Below are 19250 nucleotides of genomic sequence, written 5' to 3' on the forward strand. Positions count from 1 at the left end.
GTGGCCGCCACCCTCGATCGCTGGGTCATACCACTGGTGTACGGCTGCACCAAGACTCGGACGTCCGGTCAAGTCCCGTCCGGAACGTGGTGCTTCCTACCTCGGGGACAGCGGCGGCGGGTCCTTGGCGAGGACGCGCAGGGCAGCGTGTCCACGGGCGCGGTGTGCGGCCGGAACCACGGACCAGGACGGATGATCAGCCCTGACCAGAGCGTTGGCCAAGTACCGGACGCGTCTACGATCACTGCCGATCATACGAACCCGCTCCCGGACGGGATTATCGATGCTGCAGGCCAGTATGGCAGCGTCGTCGAGATGCCGGCCTCTGTCACGGCTGTCCTCGCGGAACGCTGCGCCTTTGAGGACGAGTGCACCAAGGACGTCGGGAACGCTGAGCTGCACGGTACGGCCGTCGAGGTCGATGTTGCAGTCGACGGTCTTGCGTAGCGCCGAGGTGCCGGCAGGGATCGCGAACACCGCCCGCCCTGCCACCGTCGGTCTGTGCGCGGGAGCGAGATTGTCGGCGACCATCACATCGACGTGTTCACTGCCGCGTACGAACCGGTGCGCCGGACCTGGCCCGACGGGCATCCGAAGCAGATAGCCGAGCTGTTCGAGACGGTCACGGACTCCGCTGAACGTGGCAGCGCCGGTTTCGATGTGGAGCACCATGTCGACATCGACTGTGGCTCGGGCGATCGGCAGCCCCGCTCGGGCCGCGTGCACCTGCACCATCAAGCCGCCCACCAGAGTCCACTGCTGCGACGGTATTGCCTGTGCCAGTTCACCGGCCTGCGGCCAAGGAGGTCCCCAGCCTCCGGCCGGCGCCGGGATGTGCCACCGGGGCCGTTCACCTGAGCGCATCGAGCAACTCCTGCAGTACACCCATGCCCGCCCCACGCTCACGGGTGTTCAACGAGTCCATGAGGTCAACCGCCACCACAGCGACGGGCACCACGCCCTCGGTACACGACAGGAGGGGGCGAGAGACCACACGGAGCGTCACCTCTCCTGCGAGATCAGGGACCAGACCGTACGCATCGACAAGTGTCTCGACGTGCGCGTCGAGAACATAACCGTCGACACCACTGGGGTGGCCTGTCGTCAGGCCGAACCTCGCCGCCATGCGCGGATCGGTGTCGAGTGCGGAGATGCCACCGGCGACCAGAGCAGCCCCAGGGCCGGTCATCGTGTCACCCCACCCGCGCATCCGAAGGATTCTGGTGAAACGGCGGCGAGCGAGGTAGGCGATCGCGTCGGGAGTCGAACTGCGCATCCGCTCGAGCAGCCGGTCCTGATGTGCTGACGAGATCCCGTCTGCTCGTAGGCCTGAGAGGATCGACAACGCCGCCCACGCTCCGTGCTCGCTCCAGGGCCGGCCGCGCCGGCGGCGTGTCTGTGCGCAGCGGTGTACCGAAGGCGCGTCGAGCAGCAACGCCCGTCCTACCCGTCGTGCCACGACGATGTCACCGGCCTGGGCGAGCCGCTCGACCTGACGCGTGCTCACCCCCAACGCGGTGGCCGCGTCCATGACCGACATCATGCTCATAAATATATGGTCGCATAAACGACCATATATTTCCATGCCTCCAGACCACGGAGAATACGAACCCGGACAGCGGGCGGGTCGGCGCACAACTTCCGGTCGAGTGGCAGCGAATACCGCCAGAACACTCCGCTGCACAATGACGGATCATGGGCGGACCTGCCCACAGCGGCTGTCAAACAGATGCATAGACAGGAACCGCCGCCGGGTGATGCACAGCCGCCACAACTCGGGCACGCTGACGACGTGACAGACCCTCCTGAGCGCTGTGGCACCCGCCGACTCGGTTGCCGGCGTCGGGGGCCACTGTGTCGATCGAAGACGGTGAGACACCACCGCCGGAAGTCGGAGCCATCGCCGAATTCCCACTGCAGCAGGCGGCCGACCTGCCGCGGACACCGCTTTGACCGGCGGCCACGCGAACCGGCCGTCAGGCCGGGATGAAACTACGCCATGACACAGAGGCGGGCAGCGTTCTGCGACACGCGCTTACCCCCCCCAGGACGGATCCGAACACGGTGTTCCCGTCAGGTGAACAACGCCGGTGCCCGCACCCCGACCGCGGCCGCACGACCGGCTACCGCGCCAGCATCGACACTGCGGTAGCTCCGACCCGGCGCCAGCACAGCAGCGGCGAGGCCGCGGCTGCGCGCCACCGATCCATGACTGCGCAGTCGGCGTCGACACTGGTGCGGGCACATCTATCGGGACGGGCGCCGCTCCGAAAACACTGTAGGTGGACGTGCTCGACCAGGCCGAAGTCTGGGTCGAGCCCGATGTCGAGCTCGACCCGACTTATTACGAGCGCGGCACCGCAGCCCGCCGCCGCAACCACAAAACCCTCGAAGAACTCGCCGACGTCTACGACGAGATCGAACACCGAGCCGAGGCACTGCTCAACGAGTTGTTGGGAGCGATGGAGGAGCTGTGACCGCACCGCCAATGCCGGAGTCCGTGAGCGCGGCCGACACAGTGACGTTGGTGCGTGCACGCCACGCACGCCGCACATGCACATCGCCTCGGACCCGATACGCGGTCCGCCCGGCCGCCGTCGTACCTCTGAGCAAACAACTCCCAGCTCGGATCGAAGTCCGCCCCTGCCCTCCCAGATCACGTCCGTGACTGTCATGGGCGTACCGCCCAGCTCGGGGATCCCTGAACGGACACGTCGGGGTGGATGCAATGCTCGAGACATGGCAGAGCTCGAACCCACGGACTACGCCGCGACGCTCGAGGAACTCAAGCGGCGTGTACACCAGGCGCGATATCAGGCGCAGCGGAAAGTGAACACCGAGCTGATCCGCCTCTACTGGCAGATCGGCCGCACGATCTTGGAGCGCCAGCAGACCGAGCGGTGGGGAAGCAAAGTGCTCTCCCGTCTCGCCACGGACCTACGCGCCGAGTTCCCCACCATGGAGGGCTTCTCCCGAGCGAACCTGTTCTACATGCGACGCTTCGCCGAGGCATGGCCCGACGAAGAAGCAATTGTCCAACGACCCGTTGGACAATTGCCGTGGGGTCACATCGCCGAACTTCTCGACAAGCTCGACAACCAGGACCTGCGCGAGTGGTACGCCGCCCGGGACGTCGAGCACGGATGGTCACGCTCGGTGCTCGCTCATCAGATCACCACCGGCCTCCACGACCGTCAAGGTGCTGCGCCCTCGAACTTCGGCTCCGCGCTCGAACAGCGGGACTCCGAGCTGGCGCAGCAGCTCACCAAAGATCCGTTCGCGCTGGAATTCCTGGCAATCGACAGCGATGCGAGCGAGCGGGAACTCGAGGAGCGACTGGTCGCGCGGATCATCGACACGCTGCGCGAGTTGGGTCGGGGATTTGCATTCGTCGGTCGCCAAGTACATTTCGACGTCGACGGCGACGACTTCTACGTCGATCTGCTGTTCTTCCACATCGAACAGTTGCGTTACGTGGTCATCGAGCTCAAGACCACGAAGTTCGACCCGCGTGATGCCGGGCAACTCGGCTTCTACGTTGCTCTGGTCGAGGATCGACTGCGAATCCACGACATACACCAGCCGACGGTGGGCATGCTCCTCGTGGCCGAGAAGAACGACACCGTCGTCCGCTACGCCCTGGCCGGCACCCCGCAGCCCGTCGCCGTTTCCCGATACGACCTCACCGCCTCCGCCCAGGCCGCTCTTCCCGCCGAAGAAGCCCTCACCCGGGTCGCCCTCGAGGTCACCTCCGACACCGTCGGCGAGGTTGCCACGGGGCCCGTGCCGCACACTGAACGCCCGTAGGACTTCCTACCCACCAGCCGAGAAGCGTGAGGGCTCGGTACTGCGATCAACCAACTGACAGGCGGTGCCCCCCTTCGGGTGCTGTGGCTGGGTTCCGTGCGATTGCCCGAGTGTCGCGGCGAGGCTCATTTCGATAGTGTGACTACTCAATTACCTATGACTCCCGAGCAGGTCGAGGTTCCCTGAGCGGGTCGAGCGATGACTCCCGACACCCTCACCGTCGGGGGTCGTCGTCACCGCAGCACCTCGGATCTGCTTCATCACGGGTCGGTGAATATGGTCGGTTCATGACCGGAACCAAGCAGGCTGTCGAAAGCGCAGCCGAGGCGATGACCGACGAGGAACTGGACACAGCGATTGCCGCGCTGCATGCCCGCGAACATGAACTTCTTACCGCTGGTCACGGCGAGGCGGCCTCGAGCCTGAACGACACAAAGATCGTGCTGCAGGCGATCCTGGACCGACGACACGGCCGAGACCAGATCAGCTAGTCGGGCATGTTGGCGCGATCCAGGACAGGCATGGGTAGATCATTCCGGCCTGCTGCGGTCGACCGTCCCGCGTATCGATGACAAGGCAACACACGGCTCGTCCTGGATCCGCATTCGTCAGCGCCCGCGCCCGCCCCACAGCCCGGTGCGGATCGCAGCGTCGACGACCCCTCAAGACCGGTCAGGCCGACTCATCCACGGCCGCCACCCAGTGTCGGCAGCGACAAGCGGCGGCACCCTGACCGACCATCGAGACTGCCGCATATCCGCTCTCGGGGCGCGAAACGGCTCGGATGAGGGCAGGCCCCGCGAGGAGATCGGCCGGGCAGGGCCTTCCGGGTGGCCGTCCAAGGGCATGGGGAGTCCGGATCGGTCGCCATCCACGGCCCTGCGGCACATCCGACATCCGGGCACGCCCACCGTCCACCCACCGGGTGTGGAGATCATGCTCCCCCGGCATCGGTGAGTGCGCTGTCGCGGCCGGTGCCCGGCCGATCGGAGACGCCCGATCAGTGCGGGTCATTCCTCGTCGAGGTGACCTGCAACGGCCGGCCCAGCGGAGTGACGTAAGCCGGTGGACGTACGACGTGGCACCAGCGGACAAAACTCGAGTTCCACGCTTCGGATGCAAAGTCCCACCGCTCGAAGGCACCCACCTTCCTTACGGGAACCCTTCGTGCACAGCGTCGGGAACACCTGCTGCATCATGTTCCTCGGCTTCGCAGCGGTCCTGTCTCGAGATCAGTGCCAGGTGACATCGAGCTTGTCGATCGCGTCGAAGTGGAACCCGAACTGGTCACCGTAGACGTCGAAACCTTTGTTCTCCGGATAGTCCAGCGTGGCATGCCGTTCGAGGATCGCAACGACCCGCGCCTGATCGTCGTCGGCCAAAGCCGCGGCCAGGGCCTTTGATTCCTCGGCGCTGAACGGTACATCCGAGTTACCGAAGTCCAGTGTGCGGGTGCGATAGTCGTATCCGGATTCGTCGCCGTTGCGCACATGCACGCGACCGGTGACCCGAATGGTGGCTATCTTCGGTGTGCCGTCGGGGTTGAGGACGCCGGCCTTGTCCATGACGTCCTTCGCTTTGACGTCCTTGAGCTTCGACCGTGCATCGTTACGCAGCTCATTGGTTTTGCCCGACACGTATTTACGCACGGAGGACGGGCTACGGCCGATTTTCTTCGCGACCTCGTTCACTCCTCCGAGCCGCTGAATTGCGGCCCGGCGCTGCGCTAATTCGGCAACCTCGGCATGAGGGATGCGACCTTGCTGCGCCCAGCGGCGCAGGGTCCGGTCCGAGGGTGGTGTCCGACCGGCATCGATCGCGGCCTGACGCACACCATCGTTGCCGATTTCGCTGCGAAGCTGCTTGACCGACACCCTGGATGTCAGACCTGCCAGTCCCCTGCTGGTCTCCTGCGCTTTCGCGATTCCGGCGGCCGCCGCAGCGGCGACGGTGACCTTCATACCGTCGAGACCGACAGTTTTCTGCGGGACAGACTTCGACCGCGGCTTCGGCAGGTGCAGAGCCATCTAGTCCTCCTCGTCCGGGGAACCGTAGGCCGCGGCAATCGCGAGACGAACGTCATGGGTGGTCTCGGCGGAGGCGAACGACAGCAGCATCTCGTCTGTCAGCTCGACCTTCTTCTCCAAGGTCATCTTGCCGAGCGCGTCGCTGTCGTCGGCAAGGTCCTGCCCCTCCCCCACCAGATACACCCAGGAATCGGTCATGGTGCGGATCGGCCAGCGTCCGGTTTCGCGGGCGATACGCATGGCGACGCGGCGACCGCGCCAGCGGCAGTGCGCCATGATTGCGGCCCGCCACAGTGGCTGGTGGTGATGTTGCATGCGAGTGGCGGTCCACATGTCCGGGTTGACCATCCGACCGACGTAGCCCTTGTAGCAGGCCCCAAGGAAGCGTTTCATCGCCATGTCATCGGTGTCCACTGCCACCGCGCGAGCTTCACGCAGCACCTTGGCCCACTTGTCCAACGCCCGGCCTTGCTCCTCGTAGACCCACGCTTCGGAGACATCGAGATCATCGATATCGAGGCCCATCCCACCGTCTGCGATCGGTGCGCACAGTCCTTCGAGACTGACCGTAGTGAGCCACGTCTGCACAGGCTGGTCGTCAAGCATCGCAGGATGCGGCAGTGGCAGCTTCTCCGGCAACGCATACTGGGCTGCCGCGGGTAGGCTCACCCGCCAAATACCGAAGGCAGGCTTATCGACTGCCGCGGCATTTGCGGCCTCGACGCCGGTGAGATTACGAACGCGGCCGTAGCCGAAAGACAACATTCCGGCCGAGGCAAGGTAGGCGGCGCGCTGGTCGATAGTGACCAATACCGTTGCTCCGTCGAGGTCGTCGACATCCGGGACCCGGGACCACCCGGCCGGCGGCTCGAAGTCTCCGCGGGGAGCTCCGTCGATCGGTGGAATCGGGCCACCCGCAGTGACGACGATGCCTTTGCCGGTGCGCAGGCGCTCACGGCGGATCTTGTCGAGGACCGCAGCACCGGTACGGGCCGGGGTCGGTCCCGGCAGGGTGCCGAGATGGTTGACGGACCAGGCGAGTCGACGGCCGAGTTCTCGTGCGGCGGATCGATCATCGTCAGGGAGATAGGTGCCGACGGTAGGGTTGCCGAGGATACCCATGTCCCCCACCCGGTTGCCCCAGCCGAAGTCCTTGTTCCAGTAGGTCCAGACATAGGGCTCGAGGACGAGATCGACCATCTGTGTGGCTTTTCCGACTTTGCGAGTCAGGTGCACGACGAAGCCGGGATCACCGCGTAGTTCCCAGCCGGAGGAAACCAGTGGGGGCAGGGTTGCGGCGATCGCTTGGGTCAGTTCGGAGGCAGCGCGCCGGCGCAATTGTTCGAGGTCGTCGACGTCGTCTTCGCTGCCAGGATCGATCGTCCAGCCGAGCTGGGCGCAGGAGTCGATGCCGACGAACCACACTTGCGCGGTGAGTCCGTGCGGGGTCAGCGCCGCCCAATGCAGCAGTTTGTCCAACTTCTCGATCGTGTTGACCGGGCCGGTCAGCCGGACGCCCGACGGCGTGTAAGTTGCCTCGGCGGTGACGATGATCGCGTGACCGTCTGCTTCTTCAGTGACAGGTAGGGACTCCCACGGCCGAACCTCGACCGGGGGATCTTCCGTCTCGGCGATGCGGGCAGCAACAACGGTGTCGGACTGGGCGGTGTCGACATCGACCGACGTGAAGTCTTCCGCTGGCGTACCCGGCGTCTCGGACGCAGGTTCTTCGGATACAGGTGTCTCGGCCGACGTCTTCGCCACTTCGGATTCGAGATCGAAAAGGGCGAACTGGTCGTCGATTCCACTCATCGGCTCACCACTGCAGTCCTTTGCGATCCACCGGTCGTGTTCCCCGAGTTGCACCTAGAGGAGTTCGAGTGCATCGATGAGTTTGCGGCGCTCGTCGTCGGTGAAGTGTTTGCGCACCGCCGCGGCGAGGACATCCGGATCGGCGCGGAGCCGTTTGAGGGCCTGCGCGATCTTGTCGGCCGCCTCGACCGGGCCGGCGGGGTCTTTCTCCGGCCGCTGGTCGGGCTCGGCCGAGTCGACCTGATCCGTCGTCGGGGCGGGATCGGGGTTCTGCGCCGCCTGCCAGGCAGCGACCTGCTCTTCGAGCGGAACCCGCGCCAGCGAACGCGCCTGCCGCACCGCCAGATCCCCGGCGCGCAGGGCTGCCTGCAGTTCGGGAGCGAGCTTGAGCAGGGCCCGTCGTTGGGACACCCAGCCCTTGGACCGGCCGAGCTTGTGCGCCGCGGCATCGGCGCTGCCGAACTCGGCGACCATCAACTCGACGGCCTTGGCTTCTTCGAGCACATCGAAATCGCGCCGGTCGATGTTCTCACTCGTTGCCGCCCACAGGATTTCGCCCTTGTCGACGGCGATGCTGTCGCGCAGGACCACATCGAGGCCGGGGCGGCCGTACTTCTGGGCGGCGGCCAGACGCCGGTTGCCGTTGACGACGATATAGCGCGCTTGGCCGAGGTCGTCGTCGTCTTCGGGCCACAGTTTCAGCCAGGCGCTGCGACTGACCACGGTTCCCGGTTGCAGTTGCCGGTCGACGATGGTCGCCAGATCGGACAGGTCTCCGAGTTCGTCGCGGGGATTGCGGGGGTTGGCGATGAGCTGGTCGACGGGCACATCGGCGAGCAACTGCCCTTCGCCCGGCACCGGCGCGGAGGCGGGTGTGCCGGAAGCGGATTTGGCCGGGGTGCGTTTGCGGTCGACCGGAGAATTGTCGCCGACCGCGCCGACCAGAGCGGCGAAGTTCGCGCGCCCACCCTTCGGTGCCATCAGCGACCCTCGTCCGCGAGCTCGAGGCTGAGCTTGTAGAAGTCCTCCCGTGCCTGCAGCGAGACGCGGTTGGCTTCGTATTCGGTGACGACGCGGCCTTCGGCGGCGGCGCGGGTATGCACCTTGTAATGCCGGATCACCGTGCGCGCCAAAGGCCAGCCGTTGGCCTGGACGAACGCGCGGGTCTGTTCGAGGTCGACCTTGCCGTCGCGGGGGTCCCAATTGTTCACCACGACAATAAAATTCTTGCCGAGTGGTTCGATGACCTGCTTGATGGTCCGCGCCGTCGGATCGAAACACAACGGTTCGGGTTCGATCGGCACGATGACCAGATCGGCGACGTCGAGGACCGCGCGCAGCGCGTCGGCGGAAGTGCCGGTGCCGAGCACGTCGGTGCCGTCGTCGGTGCCGGACAGGTCGATCCAGCCGGGGGTGTCGACGTAGACGTGTTTGATGCCGGGCAGTTTGTCGAGATTGCGCAGCACGTCGAGGTTGTCGTGGACCTGGTCGATCAGAAACGGCAACTCTTCGACGCGCGAAGCCCACCACACCGCCGAGCCTTGGGGATCCACGGAGATCGCCGCGACCGGGGACTGGACATCATCGTCATCACCTGCGGTGAGGACATCGGCTTTGACAGCGGCGAGATTCATGGTCAGGGTGGATTTTCCGACCCCGCCTTTTTGGTTGAGCATGACGTGCACAGCCATCGGTTACCTCCGTATGCTTCACCCCCGCGGTGGGGGCTACTTCGGACTCGCATCGTCATCTCCTGGCCGAGAAGACGATTGCGCCTGCACCACTGTAACGATTGCGATCCAGGGTGTCTGCGGCGCGCCACTCGTACAATAGACCCTTACAGGTCTACCGAACAACCTTTTCGCCGTATCATCGCAACTGTGCTGCGCTACCTGACTTTGCACGAAGTTGCCGACCGGGTCGGCATCACCTACAACACCGCCAAAGGCTATCTACGCAAAGGTGTTCTGCCGCAAGCGGATGCGTCGATCGGACCCCGGTTCGGTTGGCTCCCTGAGACTGTCGACGCGTGGATGGAAACGCGGCCGGGCCGAGGTCGACGGATACATCGAGGCACTCCCCCAACTCGCGTTCGTCTGCGTACTGGCCCGGATAATTTGTGATTGCTTTCGGCGTGTCGCGGGACGCCACGAGCGTGAGCGCGTGAGGAAAGTGGTACATCACTTCACCCGTCCCATCCGGGGGTATCCCGGCTATGGCACCGTTTCGTCACTGTGACGTACTAGTGGCGTTTGATTTCATCAAGACGAGTTTGCATTCGAACCAATCTTGTTGTGCCTGAGAGGCATCGACACGTTCCGGTCGGATGCACCGGAAAGCGCGTGCAATTCCGGCCACGTAGCAGTATGAACGTCCAGGTCTCAGTCTCTTCGGCCTGCGTCTGCGTCTTGTTTCGACCCTGCGGTTTACCGCGGTAAACCGCAGTCCCTTTCCCGGTTGCAGCTTTCTGGGAATCTCGAACTGCTCATTCGCCAGGAAGCGCGTGACCCTAGGTCGCCCGATCTCACCAGTTGACCGCCTGTTCGCGGTCTGCGGCCGTTGATGTGGAGCTCGTCCTTGCCACCCGCGTCGCAGAAGGTTCGCCAGCAACAACTTCTTTGATGGTTGTCTCGGCCGTACTTTTGTTATCCGGGCGATTCCGGTTTCTCCGGGGTCGGTGCTTCCGCTTTTAGCTTCCCCCTTCAGTGCTTCTTACACCCCCTCCCCCACTGGTGACGACTGTCTATTAAGAGCGGGATCGGCTTGGCATCTCCATCGACGATTGAGCCAAGGACTCGTTTACCGCGGTAAACTGCAGGCCTTAACCGAGTCTTATGCAGGCTTCTTCAGGCGGAGGTACCCGGGCTGGTCGAGGACTTCTTATTCGGCGCCAGAAGGTCGGCCCGGTTTACCGCGGTAAACCTCAGGGAGCTTGCAACTCCCAACGGAACCTACCGTGCGCCGCGAACAATAGGCACGGGCTCGGGCTCTATCGCGTCCTGATGGGCGAGAATGCCGAGATACGAACGCGGATCGGCATAGGTTTACCGCGGTAAACTAACTCCCGATTCCTCCCTGCAGCCTTGGGCACAACGTACGATCCGTGAGGCCACGACCGCAGCAGCGCCGTCTATGCGACACGCTTACGATCACAATTATGTCCGCGTTTCCCGCGCCGAGTCCCCTACAGAGCGGCAAGACACAGCTGACCATCACGGTTTACCGCGGTAAACGCGTCCCGGTACGGGCTCGACGCGATGCGCTCACAACCGACAACTGAGGAGCCGCGGCGAGGTACTCGCGGCAGCCCGCTCGGCACGATGGGAACACGCGAAGGCTCCAGCCCGTCATTGGACCCCTCGGGCCGACCGTGGTTTACCGCGGTAAACCACAAGAGAGCAGCGCGGTCGATACGTCTTCGTCCACCAGGCTCGGTTTACCGCGGTAAACAGGCGCTGTTGCGGCAGTGTGGGCGCCCGCCGGCTTGCGGTTCGGTAGATAAGCGCGAGATTCGTTTACCGCGGTAAACCGCGTAGTCGATTCGATAACGGACGTCCGCACGTCCACAGCCTGACGGTGATCTAGCACGCCAACAGCGGCACACGCTACACGAGCAAACCGCACCTTTTCCCTTACGCACTGTTGCATCCCGTTGAACCATTGCGTTCCGCGCACGTGGACGACGGAGGAAGTCATCTGTTCTCCAGTGGTTTACCGCGGTAAACCACTGGGCGATCTTCTCGCCTGGGAACCATATGACGGCGGCACACGCCGAGCAAGGGCAAATAACAGCAGTGTCGCTGTTTACCGCGGTAAACAGCGCGTGAACTCGCGGACGTTACCCGGCGGGGCGATCGGAACGCACCGACAAACAGTTCGCCGATTAGGTAAACGGGTTCGGAGAGCTGAACCTGCGCCTGCCGGTTAGGGGTAGACTCCGCGCGGTGGTTTACCGCGGTAAACCGACACATCCCTGTCCAGGAACTTGAGCACTGCCCAGTGGAACGTTCTTGAAGCGACTACCTGTGGACAGCTAGGTTTACCGCGGTAAACCTGGGACTGACGTAAACAGCCCAGACCTCAATCGTGATCTGCGGCACAATGCGTAGCCACTGAAATGTCGATGGCCAAGAGGATACGCATCCACCCCGCGTCCAGAGAATGTTGTGCACAAGGCATCCATCATGGTCCATCAACCCGACGCAAAGGGGGAGCGTAGGCGGTTTACCGCGGTAAACCGCAGCCGAAGCTTGAGGAGGTCGGTGGCGGGAGACCCCTGCAAGCTGATCGACCACAGTCGTTCCCGTTTACCGCGGTAAACCGCCTTACCTGAAAGGGTGTACCGCCCGAAGGCATGCGTGTGCAGGCGTCGTGGAGCGCACCATCGTCCGCATCGATTTCTCATACCACAAAGAAATCTAGTGATGTCCGTGTGTTGTCGAACGCTTGCCATGTAACAGGTTGCGGATGTGTGCCATGGCGGTTGCCCGCGCGACTCCCGAGGTCGCTGTCGCAGATCGTCCCGCGGCAGAGTGTGCAGCTGCGCGACGTTGGGCATCGCGGTCTTGTTTCGCGGCTTCGGCCCGTTCGGTGGGGGAGGGGAGTGACCAGTCGATCGCAGCAAGTCTCCACCGAAGGTAGCGCACGGGGTGCTTCAATGAGTCCCGCGTCGGCCACATCCATCCACGTCGACGGGTGTCCTCGTTGAGTGCAGTCGCGATGTCACGACCAGACCAGCGGTGAGGATCGACGTAATGGTCCCTGAGAGCGTCGCAGACGGACCCGATGTGCTCAGTGGTATCGAGACATGGAGTGAGCGCAACTAGGCCCGCAGCGGCCCTCTGGAGGCTGATCGGACGCGGTCCCTGCCCTCCTTCATGTGAGTGATCGGGCCTGCGCGCGCTCGCGCGCGTTGTCTTGTACTTCTTAACAGAAGTACAAGTACCAAAAGATAGAGCAACAGATTGGGGGTCAAGGCCACCGCTCTGTGGATAACTGGACCGATGGGGTTCGTCGGCTGCCAAGGACGTTCCGGTCCGGCGGCGCACGACGGACGAAGGCTGAGCTGCACGGGCGGGTGCGGTCTGAAGGACCACCGCTTTGGGGGAAAGGAGAGCCCAGACGCTGGTGGCCTTGACTTGTTTGCGTCCGTGGTGTGCTTCAGCGGCCCACTGTTCGAGGGTGCGAAGAAAGCGGCCGCGGATCATTTCGCGGGCCAGTCCGAGGGCGGCCAACACTCGGCGAGCACGCTTGAGCACGGTAACGGAGACCCCTGCACGTTCTGCGAGCACGTCACGAGAGGCTGTCACGCGTCGGCCTGTGCGCAAGTCCGCGAACGAGGCCATGCTCACAGCGACGGCAAAGACCCGTTCGGGGTCGGCGTGATGCTGCCGGCAGATATTTCTGCCTTCTTCATGGTTGAGCATTTCGCGGACCTGTCGTTGCCATTGCGCGCGCCCCGACCAAATGGGAGTAGTGGATTGCAATTGTGGCGGGACAGGAAGGGACCATGTGTAGCCGCGCTGATCGCTTTCTTCATTCATTTTTTCGACGCGTTCTATATTCGCTATGGCGCGCGAAACCGAATCGGAATATTCAATATCCTGAGAATCGGAAAGGGGAGAGGCGACCAATATCTGCTCCGGGCGTGAGATCCGCTCATCGGAGCTGGTCGAAAAGGTTGTTTGCGGTTCAGGGCATGGGGTACCCTGAGACGTACCAGGCACGGTAAGTCCCTTCGGGGAACTGGGGATTCGGCAAGGAATCCCTGGTGAAAGCACAAAATGGAGACGAAGCGGCAACTTCGGCCCCAAAAAGACGCCTAGCGGTGAAGGTGAAAACTAACGCCGTTAGGTGTTTGGAATTACGGTCGATCTCGGCAAAGTTCGACCGCATGACGAGCCCCCGCGAGGGGGCTTTGTCATGTGCTGTCAAGCATCATGTAGTTATGCGTGGAGGGTAAGGTTCGATCTCCTTCGGTCGACTTATATTTCTGACAGTAATTTCACCACATGATTCCCTTCATGTCGCGCACCGGCCCTAATTTATTTTCTCCGGTCGATCGCAGTGGGACGCGGACGGGAAACGCCGAAGCGTCGTATTTACGAATCGTGCCCTCCGGTCCCGCATTTCGGCCGGCACGATGAAACCCAGGCAGCATCGGCGCACCCCCCTGCCTACTGTCCCCGGCGCGCCGCAAGTCGTCTGAGCAGCACCATCGGCCCAGTACCGCGCTCGAAGGATGTCATCGCGCATGCCCGGAGCTCCGGTCCTGCCGTGTGTCGGACGCTGCCGGCAGCAACAGGGCCCGAGCAAGACCGTCGGTCCGTCACCTGCAGGACGGTGCTCCAGGCTGCAAGCGCGGACCGAAGAGATCAGGCCGGATGGCGTGGCCGTAGGACGCAGACGACGGTGCTGATCTGTACGAACGGACGCGCGGAGGATCGGCTGGCGGCAGGTCCCTGTGAGGACGGGGCGTTCGGATCCTTCGACGGAGCGCCGTCCTTTCTGCATCGACCCTCATGTGCCGCGTCAATGAGTCCCGGAAGTCGCACCCGTTTCGACGAAGCAATGTCAAGCCACCATCGGGAGGACGCTTGAGTCGTGTGGGCGAGAAGCGAGTGTCCCGCGCGCGGGCCTGGCCGCACACGTAACCATCACTGTCTCGATTCGGCCTGGGACGCGCATGTGGGTTGACGGGGGATAGGGCGTGTCGGCGATCGAGGGCGTAGGTGAGATGGGCGCGTTTGTGCGGGGCAGTTGCTTCATCTAGTCCAGTCAGTGACTGGCACACTGATCGAGTCGATGTGCGACAGTCGGCAGCGTGCAGTCCAGTGGTGCAGACCCGATGCTCAACACGAGACCGGATGCAGTTCGGTTGCGGAGGTCGGTGTCGCGTCTCGAGTGGTGTTCGGTCCATGTGCACATCTGCGGACGGGTGCTGACTACTCTCCCGAATGACCTTCGCGATAGGAACCTCCGTCTCAGGTTCGGTCGTGTCGGGATCGCGTTCGGCCAAGGCGCCGCTCTTCGGAGGGAGGGGGAAGCCATCGATCCATCCGTTCGCTGCCTAGCAGCGGAGCGTCCTAATGTTTGCGGTCTGTCGCGCTGTATCCTGTGCAGGACGTGCTCCTCGGCGGCATGCGGCCGCGACAGCAATGCGGGATGCTTCGGGATGTAGCTGGCGTCCGTGGGACGGACATACCGTCGCCTTGCTGATCATGTCGGCTTCTTCGTGCCGTCCCTCATCCGGATCGGTCGCGGTCCGTGCTTGTGGAACCGAAGGGAATCCCGGCTTCCGCCCGGATCGGCCCCGATGTTCGGATCGCACGTTGTCGTAGTCGTGAGAACGTGCGTGTTCGGGATCAGTAGTCCTCGATCGTCGAGATCGTGTCATGTGACGGATGAAACGAGCAGGACCTGTTAGGGCTAGTCGCTCGAGGAAACACGGCGTTTTCGGCAATAGCGAACTGCATCGGGTGATCCGCCGTGCGAACCGAACCAGGGCCCACTGTCGACCGGCAGCGAGGGTGATACTGCGGCCGGTGCCACATCGAGCGCTTGTGGCCGATGCGACATTCAGAGCGACGTACGACAGACACGTAGAGTGCGAAATCCCGTGTCGTGCTGCCTGATTCACGCTGTGCTGCAATGGGACCGGGTGCCACCGGCCGATGGAACTGCAGAAACCGAATGTCGTTGCAAAAGGGTCGGAAGATCCTTCGAGATAGAGACCTTTCCTGCTCTGAACAAGACCGAAGGACTGCCCCAACCGATTGGTTACTCCATGGAATTCACACCCAGGGTCCAGTCCGCCGCATGAGTCCCAGATCAGTGCCGACCGACAGCGACCACGGGGCGCTGGGAAGGAGCACCGAGGCGCGGGCAAGAAGCGGTATGGATTCCTGAGTTCCTTGCCCTCGACGGGTTCTGGGGCACCGTATCGGCGCGGACGTGCGACAATCCGTGAGTAGACTTGTACATGTCGGTGACGCTGGCATCGGAGTTGGTTTGCCTTGATTCTCGAGAGGCTACTTACAGTCCGGTCGGATGCATTTGAAAAGGAGATCAACCTGTGGCGCGTAGAACAATCGTTGAGACTTTCGACGACATCGATGGAACTCCGGTGGAGGACGGCGGCGAATCGATCAGTTTCGCAGTTGATGGGGTGGAGTACACCATCGACCTCAACAAGAAGAATGCTCGCGACTTCCGGAAGAAGCTCGACTACTACATCGAACATGCGACCCGCATCGGAGGACGTAAGAAGCGAGCGGGAACTGCCCGGGCGTCGGATGTGAATTCGCCGAACCCCAAAGAGATTCGAGAGTGGGCAATCGGAGAGGGCTTCGAAGTTCCTGCTCGCGGACGTCTTCCTCAGTCCCTTGTCGATGAGTACGTCGCTGCTCACTGAACATCGCCCCGTTCAGACCATTCCGGATGATCGAGCTGCCGATTCGGATCGGCTCCGCCCTCAATAATGGGCTCCGCCGAGGTGGCCTGAATTCAATCAGTCGGCGCAGTGTCGGTCGGTACCGTGGGATCGACCGACACTGCTCCACACGACGAGTAGCGCAAATGCGTCGTACTCCCTCAGATGGGAATGGTCGGATTTCTCGGTCCAATACGCTGGCGAACCAAAGCGGCAGGGCACGTCGGTATCTTCTGTCCTTGACGAAGTATCAGTGGGATGAACAGTGCGCGAGCGGCGCTTTCGTTGTGGGTCGGCAACCGGAACCAGCCGGACACGCAACATTGTTCGAGACCCATTCGGGTCCGTATCCCTTTCCGGGCGCACTCCCGGCTCGCTGACTGCGCTGAGCGATGATCTTGTACGCGGCTCTGTGACGGCAGGACACGCTCGCTGATAAACTCACCGACACGTGGTGGGGGAGCACAGCAATGGCGGCGGAATCCTCTTATTCGATAGACGTGACGTCGTCGGCCACGAAGGCGTCTCATCCGGGATGGATCGGGTTCTGAACTGAATGGGTGGCCCGCCTACACAGCACAATGGGACCGGTGAGCCCATTGCAAGGTCCACAGCTGTTCCCCGGAACGCCACGAAGGTTCAAGCTGATTGACCAAAGGGCATACTGCCCACATACGAGTACGCAACCGCCCTGAAGCCCCTTCCCGAACGCGTCCTGCCGTACCGGTCGATGTGTCGCCAGTGGTGCAACACTACGTCGAGCACTGCCGGCATGCAGTCGTCGACCGGGACTACGTGACCGACGACGGCTTTCATCTCGGCCGATGGGCCGACCGGCAACGAAACGGCCGTATCATCCGGACACTGCCGAAGGGACGTGAAGCCGAGCTGGAGGCAATCAATTTCGATTGGCAGGCAACACCTCCCGCAGGTGCCGACAACAAATACCGCAAAATGGTGCTCGAGCTCGCCACCTATCGCGAAAAGCACGGTAGCGGCGAGGTCCCCAGCACTTTTGTCTCCGATGACGGTGAACCGGTGGGGGAGTGGCTGTATCGGAAGGTCCGCAAATGGCGTGATGGGGAACTGCCCGTAGACGAGCAGTCCGTCCTGTCGTTTCTCGGCGTATCTCCAGCCCCACGAGCACGAGGGCCGCGAACCGCCACGCGACGGCCTACGGTCGCTGCACGCTGACTACGGAGCGTGGCAGGCCCCGGTCGAAGATTGTGTGACTATTCAGCGATGAGGACGTGGACTCCGAGTTCGAATGTCGAACTGACGCTTGCGGCGACCCGAGTTCGTACGCCCACACGAGAGGAGTCTCGAAAGTGTCATGGTCACCGGAAGGCTGCCTCGCCGGTCAGCGCCTTGCCGATGGTCAGCTAGTGCACCTCGGAGGTGCCCTCGTAGGTCAGCACCGATTCGAGGTTGTTGGCGTGCCGGATGACCGGGTACTCCAGCGTGATTCCGTTGGCGCCGAGGATGGTCCGGCACTCACGCGCGAGGGCGATGGCTTCGCACCGAAGACGATACCGAAGCGGGCCTCGCCGAGGGAGGTCAGCGGTCCGCGCAGACCCTTGGCCTTCGGCAGCATCGCCGAGGCGGGCAGGCGCACGCCGTCGAGGACGAGCTCCGAGGTGACCGAGGCGCGTAGCGACAGCTTGGAGTGGATCTCGGGAGCGGAGAAGCCGGGGGTGTCGGTGGGGACGACGAAGCCGCGGATGTCGATCTCTTCCTGCTCGAGCAGGGAGCCGAACGCTAAGAGTCGGGTCAGCGGTCGAGCGTGGGCTCAGCAAGCAGGGACGAGACTCAGGGACACGTGCTCGAGGTTGGTGTCGCAGTGAGTACCGATTGATGCGATATCGGCCACGACGTCGGAAGGCAAGGTAGAGCGGCTTCTACTCGAAGGAAACGACGACGTCAGTTCCGGGCAGCGGCGCCGGTCTCCTCCCAATCGGGCAACGGCGGCACCTGCGTGGCGAGAGCGGAATCGGCAACGATGAGCACGACTGCAATCGCCCGTGCCAACGGACGGACCACGAGGCTGGAGATCATAAGAAATCGCTCTTTCTTCTTCGTATGCCATCCAGCGGAGGAGTCGACGAGTTCCCGCCGAGAGAACAGTCCTGCCGATCGTGGCAGGACCTGCGACTCGCGTGCCGGAGACAATCGCCCGAGCGGGTCACTCAGACGACAGCAACGGTAATGTTCTGTTCAACCATAGTTATGCTACTCGGTGCCAAAAATCAAGATGAAGGTAGCCCTTGGCGGCCTGACAGGGGCAACATCCGGGCCATCGATCGTTCTGGGGCATCTATCGACGTCGGTTCGCCGGCACTATGTCCGTCGCGTTCGTGGGCGAGCCGCTTACGCTCTTCCTCAGCGTGCTGCGCCATTGCTGACGCGGTCACCTCCCGGTCTGGCCGAGGCCATCGATACCGGCGCCCGCACCCCGAACCCGGTGACATCGTCAGCTGACGGCTCCGACATCAACCGCACAGGCGCTGCCCCGTCCAACTGTTGAAACGGAGCGAGTCATCGTCGTTGCATCACTGCTCTGATTCGATCGTGCAGGTCATCGGCGGATTTTGCTGTGTCGGGCGTAGCTCCATCGGAGGTGGGGCCCATCTCGGCGTTGAGTGGCACAGGACCCTCCGTGGTGGCTTCCGGGGTCGGCCTCGCCGTTGGTAACGAACGCGATCTGTGTTCCGACCTATGATTCGTGAACCTTCACAACGCACCGCTTGCTGCCGCGTCCTCGGCCGTCGCGTGCGCAGCTGCCGGAGTCCTTTTCTATGGACACAGTGTCGCTGCCGTCTTCGTCGGGGCTGCGATCTTCCTGATTGTGGTCAGCGCAGTACTGAGCGTGGCTCGGGATTCTGCCGGTGATCTTCCGCCTCGATGTGCGATATGCCGACAGCGCACCGCCGATGCTGAGCACGGCGGACTGTGCTCATCGGCCTGTGCTGCGCAATACCGCGCGTTGATGGACAGGCAGGAGGAAGAGGACCAGTGGTGGCGCGCCATCGCATGACTCGAAGCAGCGGAAGGGGGCGTCGGTAGAAAACCCGCAGTGGTGCTCAGGAATCTGCGACGTGAAACGAGCCTCGACGGAGCGGAACAGGCGGCCCGGCTCACCGTTTCCTCCATACACGTGTCAGACACGATGACAG

The 19250-nt window shown here is 63.1% G+C and carries 13 protein-coding genes and 1 pseudogene; 6 read left to right on the plus strand and 8 right to left on the minus strand.

Features of this window, described 5'->3' with window-relative positions; translation table 11 throughout:
- Nucleotides 1–96: 96 nt before the first annotated feature.
- Together GON09_RS26620 and GON09_RS28595 are read right to left on the minus strand one after the other, a co-directional pair.
- Nucleotides 97–864 (minus strand): hypothetical protein, encoded by a 768-nt coding sequence (locus tag GON09_RS26620; protein ID WP_244867046.1) that lies wholly within the window; start codon nucleotides 862–864, stop codon nucleotides 97–99.
- On the minus strand, nucleotides 851–1549 hold the full coding sequence (locus GON09_RS28595) for a hypothetical protein (RefSeq protein ID WP_244867047.1): 699 nt from the start codon (nucleotides 1547–1549) through the stop codon (nucleotides 851–853). The genes GON09_RS26620 and GON09_RS28595 overlap by 14 nt, the downstream gene beginning before the upstream one ends.
- Before the next feature lie 733 nt (nucleotides 1550–2282).
- Between GON09_RS28595 and GON09_RS26630 the strand changes: the two genes are divergently transcribed.
- From GON09_RS26630 to GON09_RS26640, 3 genes are all read left to right on the plus strand, one after another.
- Nucleotides 2283–2477, plus strand: coding sequence for a hypothetical protein (locus GON09_RS26630; protein WP_213934969.1), 195 nt, complete (start codon nucleotides 2283–2285; stop codon nucleotides 2475–2477).
- A 262-nt stretch (nucleotides 2478–2739) separates the two neighbouring features.
- Nucleotides 2740–3807, plus strand: a complete 1068-nt coding sequence (locus GON09_RS26635; RefSeq protein WP_213934970.1) for a PDDEXK nuclease domain-containing protein — start codon at nucleotides 2740–2742, stop codon at nucleotides 3805–3807.
- A 287-nt stretch (nucleotides 3808–4094) separates the two neighbouring features.
- Complete coding sequence (locus GON09_RS26640) at nucleotides 4095–4298, plus strand: hypothetical protein (RefSeq protein WP_060655196.1); 204 nt, start codon at nucleotides 4095–4097, stop codon at nucleotides 4296–4298.
- A gap of 741 nt (nucleotides 4299–5039) precedes the next feature.
- On the opposite strand, the gene GON09_RS26645 is transcribed toward GON09_RS26640, so the two are convergent.
- Genes GON09_RS26645 through GON09_RS26660 form a run of 4 tightly spaced genes read right to left on the minus strand, consistent with a single transcriptional unit; the run spans nucleotide 5040 to nucleotide 9337 of the window.
- On the minus strand, nucleotides 5040–5834 hold the full coding sequence (locus tag GON09_RS26645) for a hypothetical protein (protein WP_213934971.1): 795 nt from the start codon (nucleotides 5832–5834) through the stop codon (nucleotides 5040–5042).
- Nucleotides 5835–7646, minus strand: coding sequence for a hypothetical protein (locus GON09_RS26650; protein ID WP_213934972.1), 1812 nt, complete (start codon nucleotides 7644–7646; stop codon nucleotides 5835–5837).
- A 54-nt stretch (nucleotides 7647–7700) separates the two neighbouring features.
- Complete coding sequence (locus tag GON09_RS26655; protein ID WP_213934973.1) at nucleotides 7701–8627, minus strand: ParB/RepB/Spo0J family partition protein; 927 nt, start codon at nucleotides 8625–8627, stop codon at nucleotides 7701–7703.
- Nucleotides 8627–9337, minus strand: coding sequence for a ParA family protein (locus GON09_RS26660; RefSeq protein ID WP_213934919.1), 711 nt, complete (start codon nucleotides 9335–9337; stop codon nucleotides 8627–8629). The genes GON09_RS26655 and GON09_RS26660 overlap by 1 nt, the downstream gene beginning before the upstream one ends.
- Nucleotides 9338–12784: 3447 nt before the next feature.
- Here GON09_RS26660 and GON09_RS26665 point away from each other — a divergent pair.
- The 3 genes from GON09_RS26665 (at nucleotide 12785) to GON09_RS26675 (ending at nucleotide 17271) form a co-directional block, all read left to right on the plus strand.
- Entirely contained in the window at nucleotides 12785–13297 is a 513-nt protein-coding gene (locus GON09_RS26665; RefSeq protein ID WP_213934974.1) for a hypothetical protein, read from the plus strand.
- Nucleotides 13298–15720: 2423 nt separating this feature from the next.
- The gene (locus GON09_RS26670) at nucleotides 15721–16059 is read left to right on the plus strand and encodes a histone-like nucleoid-structuring protein Lsr2 (RefSeq protein ID WP_213934975.1); all 339 of its coding nucleotides are present in this window, start codon (nucleotides 15721–15723) and stop codon (nucleotides 16057–16059) included.
- A 759-nt stretch (nucleotides 16060–16818) separates the two neighbouring features.
- Nucleotides 16819–17271 (plus strand): helicase associated domain-containing protein, encoded by a 453-nt coding sequence (locus tag GON09_RS26675; RefSeq protein WP_244867048.1) that lies wholly within the window; start codon nucleotides 16819–16821, stop codon nucleotides 17269–17271.
- Nucleotides 17272–17459: 188 nt separating this feature from the next.
- On the opposite strand, the pseudogene GON09_RS26680 reads toward GON09_RS26675, so the two are convergent.
- Nucleotides 17460–17800: pseudogene (locus GON09_RS26680) on the minus strand (acyl-CoA dehydrogenase family protein); the annotation flags it as partial.
- Between the two features lie 197 nt (nucleotides 17801–17997).
- Nucleotides 17998–18132, minus strand: a complete 135-nt coding sequence (locus GON09_RS28815) for a hypothetical protein (RefSeq protein WP_280521708.1) — start codon at nucleotides 18130–18132, stop codon at nucleotides 17998–18000.
- Nucleotides 18133–19250 lie beyond the last annotated feature (1118 nt).

The organism is Rhodococcus sp. B50 (assembly GCF_013602415.1).
GTDB lineage: Bacteria > Actinomycetota > Actinomycetes > Mycobacteriales > Mycobacteriaceae > Rhodococcus.